Origin of the sequence: Pseudovibrio denitrificans JCM 12308 (genome assembly GCF_001310815.1) — a bacterium.
In the GTDB taxonomy this organism is placed as follows: Bacteria; Pseudomonadota; Alphaproteobacteria; order Rhizobiales; family Stappiaceae; genus Pseudovibrio; species Pseudovibrio denitrificans.
Map to the genome: position 1 here is coordinate 67,473 of NZ_BAZK01000018.1, position 16,663 is coordinate 84,135.

Below are 16,663 nucleotides of genomic sequence, written 5' to 3' on the forward strand. Positions count from 1 at the left end.
AATTCCTCAATCTGTTTGTTTGCCAATGAGACGGGCAACTTCGCTGCGATCGTTCTCATCGATCATAAGATATAAAAACTGTCGGACAATCTCATCACTGCCGTCGGGCATCAGGGAGATCGCCTTATTAATACGCTGCGACTGAAGTTTGGACAGCTGGGCACAAAATTCCGTACCCTTTTCAGTGGTATAAAGCAGGCGCTGGCGGCGGTCCAACGCTCCGGGTTCCTGACAAATGAAGTCTTCATCCACCAACTGTTTCAAAACGCGTCCCAGACTTTGCTTTGTAATCTTCAAAATATCGAGCAAGTCGGAGACTCTGATTCCCGGGTTTCTGTGCACAAAATGGAGAACACGGTGATGGGCACGGCCAAAACCCAGTTCATCAAGAAGCACATCCGGATCACCCGTAAAGTCGCGATAAGCGAAGAAAAACAGTTCAATAAGGTCAAACCGTGGTGAATCGCTGTCTTTTTTGTTCATTTCCTGTCCCGGATAACTGCCTATTTTTTAATCTTATAAAAAATACGTCAGCTATGTTGACTTATTTCAGAATGATAGTTACAAGTTACTCATCGCTGAAGAAAGGAAAGAACTCAACATGCGCTGTGTGCGCAATAGTTGAAAAATTAATTTCTTCATCGGTTTTACATCGTGGATAGATATTGAACATCTGCAGTTGTAATGCGGCTGGTCGTTATACCTATCCTTTAAGAACTCATTGATTTAGCTAGAACACACCTTGACTGGCAAGGCCTTGCTTTGCCTGCACCGTGAATTGTTCGCCATATGGAGAAGAGAAATGGCGGGTATACCCTTTGATCAGCTGGAAGGCTCAATCTGGTTGGATGGAAAAATCATTCCTTGGTCAGAGGCCCAAGTGCATGTGCTTACACATGGCTTGCACTACGGAAGCAGTGTGTTCGAAGGTCAGCGTGCGTATGGCGGCGAGATCTTCAAGCTGGAAGAGCACACCAAACGTCTGCATGCATCTGCTGAAGTTCTGGGTTTCACCATTCCGTGGACTGAAGAGCAAATCAACGATGCCTGTAAGCAGATGCTGGTTGAGAACAACCTGACCGACGCTATCTGCGCCCAGTTGCATGGCGTGGTAGCGAGATGATGGGTATTTCAGCGCAGGCGAACACCATCCATCTGGCGATTGCTGCCTGGGAATGGCCAAGCTACTTCTCTCCTGAAGAGCGTTTGAAAGGCATCCGTCTGGACATGGCGGAGTATCGTCGCCCTGATCCTAAGACCGCGCCGTTCAAGTCCAAGGCTGCTGGCCTTTACATGATCTGCACTATTTCCAAGCATGCGGCGGAAGCAAAGGGGTATTCCGATGCTTTGATGCTGGACTGGCAGGGCCGTGTTGCTGAAGCGACTGGTGCAAACGTCTTCTTCATCAAAGACGGTGCGATCCATACGCCAATCGCGGATTGCTTCCTGGATGGCATCACACGCCGTACCGTAATCGATCTGGCGCGTGCTCGCGGTATCGAAGTGATCGAGCGCCGCATCATGCCTGAAGAGATGGAAGGCTTTGAACAGTGTTTCCTGACTGGTTCTGCTGCTGAGGTTACACCGGTTTCTGAAATCGGCCCTTACAGCTTCGTTCCGGGTGACATCACCAAGCTGATGATCGAGGATTACATGGCTGCCGTTCAACCAGCTAAAGAAGAGCTGCTTGTCGCAAGCTAAGCTCTGAAGCTCAGAAATTTTAAAGCCCGCGGCTCGGTTGGAGCGGCGGGCTTTTTCGTTTTACTTGGTTGCGAGCTGAGGTTGCTCGTGTTGTGGTCTGAAGAGTTTCCCGTTCTCCGTTATCAGAACGCAGATCAGTCCAAGGATTGAGAAGAGGGCCACGCCATAGACGAGTGGTAGCTCGGTCCCATCGTAGAGTTTGCCAATGCCTGCGCCGAGCAACGCTCCGATCAGGGTGGTGATGAAGCCAATCATGGCAGAGCCAGCGCCTGCAACGCGTCCCAGTGGTTCCATGGCCATCGTGTTGAAGTTCGGGCCGATGAAGCCGAAGAAGAACATGGCCAGCGACTGAATAGCGATGAACGACACGATGGTCAGTGTACCGCTGTAAGCAATTGCTGCAGTCAACAGAGAGGTGGCTGTAAAGCCCAGCAGAGCCATGTGAGACATTTTCCGCAAGCCATAGTTCTCCACCATTTGAGAGTTGAGGTAGGAGGAAAGGGCCATAGCGATGGAAATTGCAGCGAAGACAATCGGGAACAAATCAGCGAGAGCAAAGCGTTCCATGAAGACTTGTTGCGCTGAGTTGATGAACGCAAACAGGCAGGCAAAGACGAAGGTCATTGCCATCATGTAGCCAACGGTAACGCGGGTGGTCAGGGCGAGACGATAAGCGCTCAGGATTGATCGGGCTTTCAGCGGACGTTGATTTACAGGATCAAGGCTCTCTGGCAGGCGCATAAGGCACCACACCAGAAGGAGGACACCGAACATGGTCAGAGCTGCAAATACACCCTGCCATGGTGCAAACCACAGCACGACCTGACCTAGGAATGGGGCTATGACAGGTGCAATCTGAAAGGCGACCATGACGAGGGACATCACCTTGCCCATCTGACGGCCACTGTACCAGTCTCTGATCATGGAGATAGAGGCAACCCTTGGGGCTGCCGCGCCAACACCCTGGAGCGCACGGGCAGCGAGCATGTGCTCGTAGCTCATGGCAAAGGTCGAGTACACTCCGCCTATGATGTAAAGGCTAAGGCCGATCAAAAGCGTGGTTCTTCGACCAATCGTATCCGAGAGCGGACCGAAAAAGAGGGAAGCACAAGCAAGACCAATCATGTAGGCCGTGATCACCAATTGGCGATCATTGTCAGCGACAGACAATGCTTCGCTCATGGCTGGGAGAGCCGGAAGCATCATAGACGTCGCAACCGCGTTCAGCGCCATAAGCGCTGCAACAAGGCTGACAATTTCCCATAAGGAAAGCCCAGGATGAGGTACTCGCTCATGCTGCAGATCAGAAACTGCAGACATCAGAGACCTGTTTGTTGGGTGCAAAAAGGTAAGAGGCCACGATTGCGACCTAATAAACTTAAATTAGCTTCTATTTGAACTGGCAAACATGGCTATGTCAAGGCAGGTGCCAGTCCATTGTTGCGTGATGCATGTTTGTGAGATGCTGAAGTTATTTGGCTTATTCTTCATTCCAGCGGGCGGCATCTGCATCATCTGCTGCTTTGGCTTCAACCCAGGTTCCTTCAGAAGCATCTTTAAGATGTTCCTTCTTCCAGAAGGGAGCCTGCGTTTTCAGGAAGTCCATCAGGAAGTCGGCGGCTTCAAATGCTGCACGGCGGTGTGGGCTGGTTGCAATGACCAACACGATGTTCTCACCCGGAGGATTTTGCCAAAGCGGTGAATGATGGTGAGGCCGGTGATTGGCCAGCGCTCCACGGCTTGCTGCGCAAACTTGGAGATCTGAGCCTCAGCCATCCCCGGGTAGTGCTCTAGCTCGAGGGCTTCGAGTGTGCCGCCTTCATCACGGCAAAGGCCTGTAAATGTGACGATTGCGCCAACATCCTTGCGGCCTTTGGTGAGGATTTCGGTCTCTGTCAGAACATCGAAATCCTCAGCCTGAACGCGGACTGTATACTCTGTGGTGCTGTTTGCCATGGTATTCGCAGACTTTCGGAATTGCTGGAAGAAGAAGGCGAAGTGTTCCTCAACCGCCTGTCATTGGCGGGAAGAATGCAACCTCTTCCGTTCCAGTCAGAACGTGGTCTTCCTCTACGTGTTCCTGGTCAACGGCAATACGAATGGTTTCTGGCTGCTCAAACGCGAAGGCATAGCCTTCATCGCGAGCTGCAAGCCAACTCATCAACTCACCAGTTGTTTCGACGTTTTCCGGAAGCTCAATGGTTTCCTCGGAGGTTCCAGTACGTTCACGCAGCCAAGCGAAGTAACGAATTTTCATGAGATTGAGCCCCGGTCTTTTATAGCTTCCTTTGAGTGGAAGCCTCGTCTTTTACAGGAATTAGTCTTCAATCAGATGGCCAATTCCAGCGCGGAAGTAGTCATAGCCCGTATATAGGGTCAAAATCGCTGCGACCCAAAGTAGCACGATGCCGGTTGAAGTGGTGTACGGGAAGATGACGTCCCCTGCCTGGCCTGCCAACAGAAAGCCAAGTGCAATGAGCTGGACCGTGGTTTTCCATTTAGCCAGTTTGGTCACGGGCACTGAAACACGAAGCTCAGCAAGGAACTCACGCAAGCCGGAAACAAGGATTTCTCGACAGAGAATAATGATCGCTGCAAAGATGGACCAGTTTCCGATTGTCTGATCCCACGCCAACATAAGGAGGCAAACTGAAACAAGAAGTTTGTCAGCAATCGGATCGAGCATGCGTCCCAGGGCGGATTGTTGCTGCCAAATTCTGGCGAGGTATCCGTCAAAGAAATCCGTGATGGCAGCTACGAAGAAGATACCTAATGCAATCCAACGTGCAGTGTGGGTCGGGAAATAGAAACACACAGCCAGAGCTGGCACAGCAGCAATGCGGCCGTAAGTAAGAATATTTGGAAGCGAAAATATAAGCTTACGGGACATATGGACCTTCAAGTTTACGCGGCTAACAAGCGCTCATACTCAGGGTGTGCACATCCAAGCGGGTCCTGTCAATTGTGGCCCGCGTATTTGTGCAGGACTTTGGGGGAGTATGTGGGATTATGTAAACATCCCGTCACCCATTTCCTTAATGATCTGCTTTGCCTTGCGCGAAGAGAACTCTTTTGCTTCATCTTCAGATGCATGCGTGTCTGCGCGGATGAAGACATGCTCTTTAGTCTCTTCACCAAATTGCTTGGTGATGCGACCTGCGGTTTGCCACTGACCACCACGGCGGGATGGCTCAGAGTAAATCAGATAACCCTCGAACTCTTCTGCTTTTGCAGATGGAGCCGAGTTTTCGTCTTTGTTGCCGCCAAACAGACGTGAGAAAAAGCCCATGGTAGTTCTCCCAGACTAAACGTGGTTTCAGTGGTCTACAGGTTCGCACAGGATGTCAGCGAGCGCATCCTTGTTTTCAGTTGCTCGCCAAGTTTGCGCATGGACCAATGTTTTCTGCAGAGCGAGATGTAGGATTCCTCACCGCCGATGACAACCTGATCGCCTTCTTCAACAATGTTGCCGCTCTCATCCATACGTGCCACCATGGTTGCCTTAGAGCCGCACCAGCAGATGGTTCTGACTTCGCGAAGGATGTCGGCGATTGCAAGAAGCGCGGCACTGCCTGGGAACATCTTGCCCTGGAAATCGGTTCTAAGGCCATATGCCATCACAGGAATGCGGAGGTGATCAGCCACACGGGCGAGCTGCCAGACTTGATCTTCTGTTAAGAACTGCGCTTCGTCGATAAAGACGGCGTTGATTTGCTGCTCTTTGAGCTGCTCTTCGATGCAGGCGAACAGATCGAGTTCGGTGTCGTAGATCAGAGCGTCTGATTTGAGGCCAATACGCGACGAGATTTCTCCGACTTTGGTGCGGTTGTCGAGCGCTGCTGTGAACAGCAGGCTGCGCATGCCACGTTCCTGATAGTTGTAGGAGGCCTGCAGCAGCAGAGTGGACTTACCAGCATTCATTGCGGAGAAATTGAAATATAGTTTTGCCATTGGCCCTTCGCGGCGCAGAGCGCCTCATCGCGTTCAATCTGATTAGGTCTTCATACATGGATTCGCGAGTGAGGCCAGAACCATGGGAGGTTACTCACAAGGTTCAGTGGCAAACTTTCAGCGGGAGGCGTATCCAGCTACCAAACTAGGTAATTCTCTCATGCAGGCGATGGAATGATCTGGCAGGACAGGAGAGCTGTTGTCGTGATGAAGAGGATTAAACCAGACGGATGTGGCGCCGATATTGTTTGCACCTGCGATGTCGTGTTCCAGAGAATCTCCGACATGAATGAGTTTGTCGGGCTCATACCTGCCATTGAGAGCATGGCATCAAAGAGGCGGGGATCTGGTTTTCTGTAGGGATATTCTTCTGCCATCACCACGAAGTCGAAGAGGTGGGCGATCCCTGCGCTTTTGGGGCAAGAGTTACCGTTGGTGATCAACGCTGTTTTGTAGTTTCGCTTTAGTGTCGCGAGTGTTTCTTTGACATGGGGATAGAAGTAGGGATCACCAAATCGGACTCTTTTGAAGATCTCCAATGCCTGCTCGGATAATTCCTTAGCATTGCTCAGTGGATTAAGGGCTTGTTCAAATGAGGCTCTTCGTATTTCTAACAATCGGATATTGTTGGGATCTGCGTCTTCTACAAAAGCCTTGTGTATTCTCTTCAAGCGCCTGGGCGTGATGGGCTTTTCTGAATAATGACTGAGAAAACTTGCAGTGGTGATCAGGGCTTCATCGAGAATGCGTTGAAAGTCAAAGAGGGTTTGGTCTGCGTCGAACGATATGAGCAATTCTCGTGGCATTCCAATTTTCCCTCCGGATTAGTTCCTAGAAAGTTATTATAGCCTTACTTTAAGGTAATATGTGAAGTGTTGCGAAGATTGGAAAATGGTCTGAGCCGACGTCTTCGCCAATCATAAGGTCTTTGATGATTATTTTTTCAGAAGAGGTGATGTGATCGACTTTAGATCCCAACACCTTTCCAAGGAATGGATTGATAAAATATCGCGTGGTCTGCGGAACGAAGCTTGTGAATGTTGTTTTCAGCTTCAGATCAGCCAGCAACTTCTGGAAGGTATCTGACCAGACCGGAGTGTTCCAGTCCCCTAAAACCATAATGGGTGTATCTGTCCGATGTTCTTGGATGTGCTTGGACACATAATCCACATAGGTCGTGCGACCATTCAGTCGACGTTTGCTGCGCGGGCTTGCTGGGTGGATTGCGTAAAGCTGAATTTTCCGGCCATTGACATTGACATCTGCGCTCAAGAACTCACGGGGAATGTAACCGTTGAACCCCAGCCCCGGTACAAGGTTGCGCTTTGAGTTCTCTAATGGGAACTTACTGAAGACTGTGAGGTCGGTGTCTTTCTTTTCAGGTGGTAGGATCGCGTACTGATAGTTTTCTCTCAGGAATGCTTGGAGACGCGGTGTTGCACTTGCGGTTTCCTGGAACACGATCAGATCGGGTTGGCGTTTTTCGATGAGTTCCTGAAGAGCTTCTTTTCCGAACTGCATATGCAGGAGGTTGAGGCTCATGACGTCGAAGCTCTTACTGTCCGGATGGTTTTTCAGAATAGCAGTGGGTTGTCTGACAAGGCGAATACTGGTGACCATCCAGAAACTGGAGATAATCAAGCCCAGAAGGCACAGCAGATGAAGCCAATGCAGTCTTCTGGCCATGACAAGCCAGATCAGGAGACCGATAAAACCTGCTGCGATGAGCTGTGGGATGAAGAAAGCAGCTGCTTCGCTGAGAAGATTGCCCGGTGCAACCAATGAGAACAGAAGCAGGAAGGTGACAGCAAGCGTTCCGGCACGGACCAGATGAAGCAGTATTGGGGTATTTTGCTTCTTCTTTAAAAATACCCTGTCTGATCGCACTGACTTCACCTTTGGCTGTTAAATTTTATCGAGAATAGCGCAGAGTCGTTTTCTATTTGTAAAAACAACGCGTTATCCCGTGATTATTCGTGAAAGTGATTGTAAATCAGCTTGGCTATGCTTTCGGAGATACCAGAGACAGCTCTCAGATCGTCGATGCCTGCCTTTGAGACGGCTTTTGCCGTACCGAAATGACGGAGCAAAACGCGCTTTCTTGCCGGGCCGATGCCAGCGATTTCATCCAGTGGGTTGGCAACAACAGCTTTTTTGCGACGGGCTCTGTGAGAGCCGATGGCAAAGCGGTGGGCTTCATCTCGCATACGTTGGACGAAATACAGAACCGGGTCGCGCTCTGGCAGCATGAAACTTTGCTCTCCAGTTACGAAGAACTTTTCGCGGCCTGCATCGCGGTCCGGGCCTTTGGCGATGCCGACGAGTGGGATGTCGGTGATGCCCATTTCTTCCAGCGTTTCACGCACAGCGCTCAGCTGCCCTTTACCACCATCGATCAGAACCAGATCTGGCCACGCAGGGATGTCGGCGTTTGAAGGGGCGATGTCCTGCTCATCACTTTTGGCTTCTTGGCTCGCTTTGGATTGTGCTTTGAAGCGTGCTGCTTGTTCGTAACCTTCCGGATTTTCTTTCTGGAGGCGTGCAAAGCGGCGGGAGAGGACTTCTCGCATCATGCCGTAGTCATCGCCGGGGATTAGGTCTTCCGACTTGATGTTGAATTTTCTGTACTGGCCTTTTGCAAAGCCATCAGAACCAGCAACGATCATTCCGCCGACCGCGTTGGTTCCCGAAATGTGGGAGTTATCGAAGACGTCGATGCGGCGCGGGGTGCGATCCAATCCAAAGGCTTCGGCAACGCCTTTCAGGAGTTTCAACTGGCTTGAGGTTTCAGCAAGTCTGCGGCCTAGTGCGCCTTTTGCATTGGTGAGCGCATGTTCCACCAGTTCGCGTTTTTCTCCGCGTTTTGGTGTTGCGACTTCAACCTTGCGGTTTGCGCGGGCTGTCAGGGCTTCTGCCAGCAGATCCTGTTCTTCGAGATCATGGGAGAGCAGGACCATACGTGGTGGTGGTTTGTCCTCGTAGAACTGGGAGAGGAAGCTCTCCAGAATTTCAGAGGGCTCGTAGCTTTTGTCCGCCTTTGGGAAATAGGCGCGGTTACCCCAGTTCTGTCCTGTACGGAAGAAGAAGACCTGAACGCATGTTTGTCCGCCTTCCTGGTAGGTAGCGAATACGTCAGCTTCCTCGATACCTTGAGGGTTGATGCCCTGGTGGCTCTGAACGTGGGAGAGTGCTGCAATACGGTCGCGATAAACTGCGGCTTGTTCAAAGTCGAGGTTCTCGGAGGCCTTCTCCATGGCCTGAGCGAGTTCCTGCTTGATGAGCTGGCTTTTGCCGGAAAGGAACGATTTAGCTTCAGCTACAAGGCCTTTGTAGTCTTCGATAGAGATCTCGCCGGTGCATGGAGCTGCACAGCGTTTGATTTGATAGAGCAGGCAAGGGCGTGAGCGATTGGAGTAATAGCTGTCAGAACAGTTGCGGATCAAGAACGCCTTCTGCATGGCGTTGATGGTGTCGTTTACTGCACCTGCGGAAGCGAATGGGCCGAAGTAGTCACCCTTCCTGATGCGGGCGCCGCGATGTTTGATCAGGGCAGGCGCCTCGTGATCAGCGCTGATCAGGATGTACGGGAAGGATTTATCGTCGCGCAGAAGCACGTTGAAGCGAGGTCGCAATCGCTTGATCAGGTTTGCTTCCAACAGCAGGGCTTCAGGCTCTGTGCGGGTTTCGACAAACTCCATGGCGGCAGTCGCATGATCATCCGCATGATGCGGTTGGATTGTCCTTGCAACCGCGTATAGCTGGTCACACGCTTTTTGAGAGAGCGGGCCTTACCGACGTAGAGGACTTCGCCATCCTCATCAAACATACGGTAGACGCCAGGACCAAGTGGCAGGCGTTTGACGAAGTCAGCGATGACTTCAACACCCTTTACGCCAGGCTTGCGCGGGGAGGCATTGCTTTCGAACTGGATTTCTGGAGTGCTCTCAGGCACATCGACATTGTCTTCTGCTTGGGCAGGCATGTCGGATGTGTCTTTGGCCATGGTCCGTTCGCTCTCGGTATGTTCAGAAGTAAAATATGGAAACGCACCTTACCCGATTCAACGGCAGGTGCGTTCTCTCAAAAGCGTTTTAGGTGTGACTCTTAGATGAAATCCAGAGCAAATACGCCATAGATGTAAGCGACGTAAGCAACGCTTAGGAAAATGCCCCATGCTTTGCCAAGGCAGAGGCGCTTGGCTGCGAAAATATAGAGCAGTACGGCACAGGCCAGCATGACCCAGATATCATAGACGAGGATCTGTTCTGGGATCGGGATCGGAATAACGGTGACCGTGATACCCATAATAGCGAGTAGGTTGAAAACGTTGGAACCGATGACGTTGCCGAGTGCGACCGCAGAGTGCTGACGGATTGCAGCCATTACGGTTGTAGCGAGTTCTGGCAGGGAAGTGCCAAGAGCAACGACTGTCAGGCCGATCACTGCATCAGAAACACCCCAGGAAGAAGCGACATCGGTTGCGCCTGAGATGGTCAGTTGGGCGCCGAGTGGCAAGCCGATGAGGCCGAGGATCAGGAAAAGAGCTGCAATGCCTTTGTTTTCCGGAACGGAATCAACGTCGAGATCGTCTTCTTCATCATCGTCGGAGGCTGTTGTGCAGCAGGAGCCGTTTTCTTTCTTGTGCTTCTTTGTTGCGCGTACAGAATCGCCGAGGAAGATTGCGAGCAAGATGAGAAGGCCGATGCCTGCATAGTGGGTAAGGGTACCCATAAAGCAGAGAGCTGCAAAGATTACAGAGACCACCAGCATGAACAGGGCATTTCTCTGAGCGCCGTTCTCATCGCACGGTGTTGTTGCGATGAGGGCTGGGACGCCGAGCACGAGCAGCACGTTGGCGATGTTGGAACCAACCACGTTGCCGATTGCAACGCCACTTACGCCATCGAAGGCAGCTTTCAGGGAGATGAAGAGTTCTGGTGCAGAGGTACCAAAGGCGACGATGGTCAAGCCGATGATGAGTGTTGGAATTCCCAATGCCTGAGCAATTGACACAGCGCCGCGTACAAGCAGGTCACCGGCAAAGATCAAGAGTGCGAGACCTCCGAGGAGGGCAGCATATGAGAAAAGCATAGGCTGAAATTCCAATTATATATGGTTTTTTGTTTACACCGAAGGGGGCAGACAAGAGTCTGACCGGGTATATAGACAGGTTTGCGGCGTTCTTGAAGTGTCTCAGATCACTTTTGATACTTGATCTCTGCAAAAATTTCAGTCGGCAGAAATGATCACAGCTTGTGTATAGTAAAAAGGCCACTCAAATAGTATATATTACCTAGCGTAAACAATAGGTTGTCAAAGTCGCCATATTCTTTCTGTAGTTTGCCTTGAATTAACCAGAATTCGCGTCAGATCCAGCCACAAAGTCAAATCATACCTTTCTCCATCCCGGGGCGGTCTCATTTGATCGCCTTCCCCCAGCGGATGCGCTTCATGCGCTCCGCCTATATTTGTTGGAGAATGATACATGCTGCGTATTGCGTCTTGTACCGCTATTGCTTTCGGTCTGATGGCCGGCACTTCCCTTGCTGCTGACCTCCCTCAGCCAGTGCAGCCAAGTCAGCCAGAAATTTCTTATGAAACACCAGCGACCTTTTCTGCGTATGACTGGTCCGGCGCTTACATTGGTGCCAACGCTGGCTGGGGTTTCCTCAGCGCTGATGGCAAAAGCGGTGCATCCGGTGCTCTGGATGACGACCAGAACGGTGTAACTGCAGGCGTTCACGCTGGTTACAACTTCATGGTTGCTCCTAGCGTTGTGCTGGGTGGTGAAGCTGACATTCAGTACAATGACCTTGAAGAGAAAAGCGCTGGCGTAGAGCTGCAGTCTGACTGGAATGCGACTGTTCGCGCTCGTGCTGGTTACGCTCTCGACCGTACCCTCGTATACGGTACAGGTGGTGCTGCATTCAAAGACCTGACTGCAAAATCTTCTGCAGGCAAGGATGAGAAAACTGCGATTGGTTACGTTGTAGGTGCTGGTGTTGAACACGCAGTAACCGACACTCTGACTGCTCGCCTCGAATACCTCTACCAGGATTTCGGTGACCAGAAGTTTGACTTCGGTGGTACTACTGAAAAAACCAAGATCGATGAAAATCTGGTACGCGCAGGCGTATCCATGAAGTTCTAATTGAACGGATTTTCTGCATTAAAGGCGCATGCTTCTCGCATGCGCCTTTTTTGTTTTAGCTTCCTTCAAGCATCTCTGGTGCCAGTGTTTCATTGTAGGCAGGCACCTGCTCGACAAAGGCGTCATGCCAGCATATGAGCTCCGGATTTTCGCGGCGCCAGTCGCCGTTGGCCCGTAAGTCCAGATAACCCAATGAACATGCCAGAGCGATTTGAGCGCAGTCCGGGATGCCATTGGTTTGTGCAGGTGTTGGAAGCGGTTGGTCGTTGAACGCTTTGAGTGTGCGGTTGACCTTCCCTTGTTGGCGCTCGATCCAGACTGTGTTCCAGTGTTCTTCCGGATGATTTCTGGTTTCGATCTGCGCCTGAATGGCTGCATCCGTGATGCCGTCCGCCATTGCCTGCTTTGTCAGCGCTGAAATGCGTGCTTCACCTGTTGGGATGATCTTACCGCCGCCTGCAAGCGCGTCCAGCAGCTCCAGCGCAACGCGGCTGTCGTAAACGCTCTCGCCGTTCTCAAGCAGGAGTGTCGGGACTTTTGCAAGCGGGTTCTGCTCGTACAAAGATCCTTCAGAGGCTCGGGTGTCAGCCCAATCGACTTTGATCTGATCTTCAAGACCAAGGACAGCCGCAGCAATGCGAGCCTTCCTCCCATAAGGAGAGGTTGGTGATGTGCGAAGGATGATCATTGCAGCTCTTATGCTCCTGGCTCTAGGCTTGGTTTTGTCGTAGGCTGGAACGCTGGATGCGAAGTCATCAAGCCATGCGACGAGCTTTGGATAGGACTTGCGCCATTCGCCTGCAAAGCGCAGGTCAAGATATCCGAGCGCGCAAGCCAGGGCGATCTGTGCAGCATCCGGTGAGTTGTGCTGAACCTGAGGGAGTAGATTGTTTTCAAAGGCTGTGAGCGCGCGATCTACTTTGGCCTGCTGGTAGTCTACCCAATCCTGATGCTTCTTCTCTTCAGGGCGCATACGGCCTTCATAGACGATCTGGATTGCTGCATCACAGATGCCATCCGCGAGTGCTTGCTTGGTCAGAATGTCAAAGCGTTCAGCACCGGCAGGGATCAGCTTTTCACCGCCTGCCATGTAGTCCAGATACTCGGTGATCACGCGGCTGTCATAGAGCACATTGCCGTCTTCAAGAATGAGGCAAGGGATTTTGCCGAGTGGGTTTTGCTGGCGCAGCGTATCGTTTGGATCCAGTGTCTTAGCGACTTCCACGTTCACTTTATCTGCGAAGCCTAACACATACAGCGCGAGCTTGATTTTGCGACCAAAAGGAGAAGCGCTGGAGGAACGAAGAGTTTGCATGGCAGCCACCTGTAAAACACTAAATCATGTTGTTACGCGCATCCTTGTCCGAAAACCGGAATTACTTTTCGGGGAGACGCTCTAGGAGAATTGAGTGGTCTGCACGATATCCGTGTTTCTTCCAACAATGCAAGTGACTTCACTGCTAAAGTGCCCGTGCCTCTCGTGGGCTTGCGAGTTCTTCTGCAAAACGTTCAACGGCTTGCCAATCCGTGAACTCGATGGAGAGGGATGGGTCTGTTGGACCATTGGTCATCTTCATGATGAGCTGGATCATCAGACGATCCCACGGTTTATAATCAGGGTAGTTGAGCGCACCTGCAAAGACAGCAGCCTGCTTTGGCTGGAACTTTGATTTTTCGAGGAATTTCCTGAGATATGCGTTGGTTTCTGGTGTGCTCTTCTCGGCTTTTCGAGCTGTCAAATTGACTGAGAAGAAGGCTGCATTAGCCGAGTTCAGTTTGCTTAGATTTTGCTGTACGAACTGGCGTACTGGCTTGAGATGAAAGCCGTATCGGATAGGCGCACCGATCAGAATGCTGGTATCTTGCAGATCAGAGGGGAGTGGTTCCATCCCCGTTGCAAGGGGGAAGAAGACAACCTTTTCTCCTTTGAGTTCAAGAATCTCTGAGATCTTGCCAATTATTTTTCTGGTTTGGCCATCATGGCTTGCGTAGGCGAGATAGTGTTTCATCAACTGCATACCCGTAGGACTGAGCTGGATAGATTATAGATCTCCAGCTTCCTTCATCCTACGAGGCATGATGTAGCAAGGCTGCTAGCGCGGAATGATTTCCTGCTCTGGGCGAACGGTTCGGCACTCGCCGTCATAGACCCGGAATTTGTCGAGGCCATCGATACACGCTTTGACCCCCCACGAAATGCCAAGGAAGCCATCGTATTGTACGAGTGCGTAATAAATTCGGTAGCGGGCGTCGTCTGTCAGGGTGGCGATGCCGTTGCAATAGCGTCTGCCTACAGGACTGGGTCTTCTGATCGTGAACTCGGACTCGCGAATATCTTCAATCAGCTTGATCTGCAATCCACCATAGTAGCTGGGCACTGCACGTGCGATTTGGCGGGCGACAGCGCGTTGGGCCTTGCCAGAGTCACAGGCTGGAAGGTAGTCGCCGGACCATCCGAAATAGACCTTCTCATCTGGATCGATGAAGTCTTCCTTGTCTATCTGAGGGATGTTGGAGTCATAAGTTCCCGGAGGGGCAAGATCAGCGGCAAATGTCGTCCCGGTGGCAACACTCAATACAGTTGCAGTCAATAGTGTGAGGATTGATCTCGCGCGCATTAACACTCTCCACGGAAAGGCTGGCTGGTCTTGAACAGCAGAAGGCTGCTTGCAGGAAGCGTGAATGCACCAGCCTCTTTACGAGGCGCGACGAGATACAAAAAAGCGCATGAGCTTTTATCCTGCGCTTTAAGCAATCAGTGATTTGCGGATTCTGGTCAATCAAAGGTTCTGAGGGGTTACTCAGCAATGACCTGCTTCACAGACCATTCTGCACCTTTGCCCTGAGAAAGGGTCTGACAGAGCCATGGCAGGGCTGTGTTCATGTCTCTTGTGAGTGTCCAAGGTGGATTGATGACCAGCATGCCACTGGACTTCATTGGCCTGTCATCGCTGATCTGGCCTGCGGAGAGTTCCAGTTTCACAGCGTTGCGGATGCCAGCTTCTTCAAGTGTTGCAATGAGTTGGTTGACGACGCGTTGGTTTTTGACCGGGTACCAGATCGCGAATGTGCCGGTTTGCCAGCGCTTCCAGCCGCGGATGACGCCCTCTGCGAGGCGCTTGAACTCGTCTTCCACTTCGAAAGCCGGATCGATTAGTACAAGGCCACGTCTTTCTTTTGGGGGGAGGAAGCTACCCAATGCCAGCCAGGCATCCAGTGCAATCACCTTGACCTTTTTGTCCCCGCCGTAATTGTTCTTCAGCTCTTCAAAATCTTCTGGATGAAGTTCTGTCAGTGTGAGGCGGTCCTGCTTTCTGGCGAGCATACAGGCAATTTCCGGGGAGCCCGGATAAAACTGTACGCCGCCACCGGGGTTGAGATTCTCAACGGTTTCCAGCCACGGGGCGGACTTCTTTTACCTGATCAGATGCGGCATCAATGTTTTCCAGCACCTTGCCAACGCCTTGCTGCCATTCACCGGTTTTCTGCGCTTTTTCTGAGGTCAGGTCATACAGGCCGATACCGGCATGTGTATCGAGCACCCGGTAGGCTCCATCTTTTTTCTGGAGGTACTTCAGGATGTTGGCAAGAACAACGTGTTTGAGGACATCGCCGATGTTGCCTGCATGATAAATGTGCCGGTAGTTCATAGTGGCGCCTGTTGGCCTTTGTTTCGCGCAGCCGGAGGGAATGTGTTGCCGTTGGCCGCGCTTGTGACTGAGTTTGTTGTCGGCCTTATAGTCTGATGGCGGGGGAGGAGACAAGGCGCAAAGAGGCAGGTTGCGGACAAAACTAAAGGCAGCGAAATGCTGCCTTTAGAAAATCAACAGAGCTGCTTCAGGAGGCTTAGTCCTGACCCATGCTGTCAAAATCGTTGTTCATCTCTGGCTGAGATTGAGAGTCTTCAGATGAAGCTGCTGGACCATCTTCCAGGCGCAGTTCAACTGCCTTTGGACCTTTGCCCCGGCGATCAGGTTCTGTCTCAAAGGAAATCCGCTGGCCGCTATCGAGCGTGGTCAGGCCGGAGCGTTCAACGGCTGAGATATGGACGAACACATCGTTTTCGCCTTCATCTGGAGTGATAAAGCCAAAGCCCTTATCCAGTTTGAAGAACTTAACGGTGCCTGATTGGCGTGGGCCACGTTCTACTGGAGGATAGCTGCGTCGACCGCCGCCACCGCCGTTTGGACCATCACGGAAGCCACCGCCTCCGCCGCCGCCACCACGATTGCCATATCCGCCGCGGTCACCATCTCCGTGTCCGCTTGCACGATAACCGTTATTCCGGTCTCCGCCGTACCCTCCCGAGTTGCGGTTCCCATAGGGGCCTCTGCGTTCATTTTCCATCATCGGAGGCGCGTAGGCATCGCGCTCGGTATCTCCTGGAAAATAAGCTGGTGCCCCAAACTCCGGGCCGAAATTCTGCGAATCCCCAAATTCGCGCTTGCCGCCTCGCTTGCTGCGTGGACGACGACCCGAATTCCCATTATGCATTACAATATCGCCTTTCCTGCGGATTTAAACCTGCCAGTATCCGCATGTACTCGCTTTCTCAAAGCCAAATGCCCGTCCGAAAACAAACAAATAATAAAATCAAATGTCCTAGTGGGGCTTTGGTTAAGAGCTCCTACCTGCCTTACACCGCAAATGCTCCCTAATTTGCTTGGCCGGGTAATAATATTGGCCAGATCAACATAGGCAGTCTTCACGAATGCGCGGCATATAATAGGGTTCAGTTTGGTAATAGGGCAAGCTTTTCCTAGGGAAGGTGGAGGTAAAACCCTATGAAATTGGGGGTGTGACCAGAAATTAGAGGATAAAACGGCATAGTTTACCTCTAAAAGATCGAATATTTTTGCG

The 16,663-nt window shown here is 51.6% G+C and carries 14 protein-coding genes and 5 pseudogenes; 2 read left to right on the forward strand and 17 right to left on the reverse strand.

What is annotated here, in order from left to right; translation table 11 throughout:
* Nucleotides 1-6 precede the first annotated feature (6 nt).
* Nucleotides 7-483: a MarR family winged helix-turn-helix transcriptional regulator gene (locus tag JCM12308_RS20635; RefSeq protein WP_008548140.1), complete on the reverse strand. Its 477-nt coding sequence runs from the start codon at nt 481-483 to the stop codon at nt 7-9.
* Nucleotides 484-802: 319 nt separating this feature from the next.
* Between JCM12308_RS20635 and JCM12308_RS20640 the strand changes: the two are divergent.
* Nucleotides 803-1,701, forward strand: a pseudogene (locus tag JCM12308_RS20640) (branched-chain amino acid aminotransferase).
* Nucleotides 1,702-1,761: 60 nt separating this feature from the next.
* Here the strand turns inward: JCM12308_RS20640 and JCM12308_RS20645 are convergent.
* The 11 genes and pseudogenes from JCM12308_RS20645 to JCM12308_RS20690 form a co-directional block, all read right to left on the reverse strand.
* Entirely contained in the window at nt 1,762-3,021 is a 1,260-nt protein-coding gene (locus JCM12308_RS20645) for a multidrug effflux MFS transporter (RefSeq protein ID WP_054784928.1), read from the reverse strand.
* Nucleotides 3,022-3,181: 160 nt separating this feature from the next.
* A pseudogene (locus JCM12308_RS20650) lies at nt 3,182-3,657 on the reverse strand (molybdenum cofactor biosynthesis protein MoaE).
* A 49-nt stretch (nt 3,658-3,706) separates the two neighbouring features.
* Nucleotides 3,707-3,958: a molybdopterin converting factor subunit 1 gene (gene moaD, locus JCM12308_RS20655; RefSeq protein WP_054784929.1), complete on the reverse strand. Its 252-nt coding sequence runs from the start codon at nt 3,956-3,958 to the stop codon at nt 3,707-3,709.
* A 60-nt stretch (nt 3,959-4,018) separates the two neighbouring features.
* Nucleotides 4,019-4,591 (reverse strand): CDP-diacylglycerol--glycerol-3-phosphate 3-phosphatidyltransferase, encoded by a 573-nt coding sequence (pgsA, locus tag JCM12308_RS20660; protein ID WP_008547678.1) that lies wholly within the window; start codon nt 4,589-4,591, stop codon nt 4,019-4,021.
* A 117-nt stretch (nt 4,592-4,708) separates the two neighbouring features.
* Complete coding sequence (locus tag JCM12308_RS20665) at nt 4,709-4,990, reverse strand: HlyU family transcriptional regulator (protein ID WP_054784930.1); 282 nt, start codon at nt 4,988-4,990, stop codon at nt 4,709-4,711.
* Between the two features lie 35 nt (nt 4,991-5,025).
* Nucleotides 5,026-5,652 (reverse strand): thymidine kinase, encoded by a 627-nt coding sequence (locus tag JCM12308_RS20670; protein WP_054784931.1) that lies wholly within the window; start codon nt 5,650-5,652, stop codon nt 5,026-5,028.
* A 117-nt stretch (nt 5,653-5,769) separates the two neighbouring features.
* The gene (locus tag JCM12308_RS31760; RefSeq protein WP_306303369.1) at nt 5,770-5,943 is read right to left on the reverse strand and encodes an HAD family hydrolase; all 174 of its coding nucleotides are present in this window, start codon (nt 5,941-5,943) and stop codon (nt 5,770-5,772) included.
* Nucleotides 5,944-5,996: 53 nt separating this feature from the next.
* Nucleotides 5,997-6,458 (reverse strand): annotated as a pseudogene (locus JCM12308_RS20675) (HAD family hydrolase); the annotation flags it as partial.
* A 49-nt stretch (nt 6,459-6,507) separates the two neighbouring features.
* A complete protein-coding gene (locus tag JCM12308_RS20680) occupies nt 6,508-7,539 on the reverse strand; it encodes an endonuclease/exonuclease/phosphatase family protein (RefSeq protein WP_208608792.1) in 1,032 nt (343 codons plus the stop codon).
* An 83-nt stretch (nt 7,540-7,622) separates the two neighbouring features.
* Nucleotides 7,623-9,655, reverse strand: a pseudogene (uvrC, locus tag JCM12308_RS20685) (excinuclease ABC subunit UvrC).
* Between the two features lie 101 nt (nt 9,656-9,756).
* Entirely contained in the window at nt 9,757-10,701 is a 945-nt protein-coding gene (locus JCM12308_RS20690; protein WP_506344899.1) for a calcium/sodium antiporter, read from the reverse strand.
* Between the two features lie 436 nt (nt 10,702-11,137).
* On the opposite strand from JCM12308_RS20690, the gene JCM12308_RS20695 reads away from it, so the two are divergent.
* A complete protein-coding gene (locus JCM12308_RS20695) occupies nt 11,138-11,803 on the forward strand; it encodes an outer membrane protein (protein ID WP_014286725.1) in 666 nt (221 codons plus the stop codon).
* Nucleotides 11,804-11,858: 55 nt separating this feature from the next.
* Here JCM12308_RS20695 and JCM12308_RS33105 read toward each other — a convergent pair whose 3' ends face one another.
* The 5 genes and pseudogenes from JCM12308_RS33105 to JCM12308_RS32510 form a co-directional block, all read right to left on the reverse strand.
* Nucleotides 11,859-13,118 carry a glutathione S-transferase N-terminal domain-containing protein gene (locus tag JCM12308_RS33105; protein ID WP_373282395.1) on the reverse strand — a complete coding sequence of 420 codons (1,260 nt, stop codon included), beginning with the start codon at nt 13,116-13,118 and terminating at the stop codon, nt 11,859-11,861.
* A gap of 145 nt (nt 13,119-13,263) precedes the next feature.
* The gene (gene hemG / locus JCM12308_RS20710; RefSeq protein WP_174519207.1) at nt 13,264-13,812 is read right to left on the reverse strand and encodes a menaquinone-dependent protoporphyrinogen IX dehydrogenase; all 549 of its coding nucleotides are present in this window, start codon (nt 13,810-13,812) and stop codon (nt 13,264-13,266) included.
* An 84-nt stretch (nt 13,813-13,896) separates the two neighbouring features.
* The gene (locus JCM12308_RS27925; RefSeq protein WP_128647450.1) at nt 13,897-14,421 is read right to left on the reverse strand and encodes a hypothetical protein; all 525 of its coding nucleotides are present in this window, start codon (nt 14,419-14,421) and stop codon (nt 13,897-13,899) included.
* Between the two features lie 179 nt (nt 14,422-14,600).
* A pseudogene (locus JCM12308_RS20720) lies at nt 14,601-15,453 on the reverse strand (23S rRNA (adenine(2030)-N(6))-methyltransferase RlmJ).
* Between the two features lie 196 nt (nt 15,454-15,649).
* Nucleotides 15,650-16,297 carry a cold-shock protein gene (locus tag JCM12308_RS32510; protein ID WP_054784935.1) on the reverse strand — a complete coding sequence of 216 codons (648 nt, stop codon included), beginning with the start codon at nt 16,295-16,297 and terminating at the stop codon, nt 15,650-15,652.
* Between the last annotated feature and the right edge of the window lie 366 nt (nt 16,298-16,663).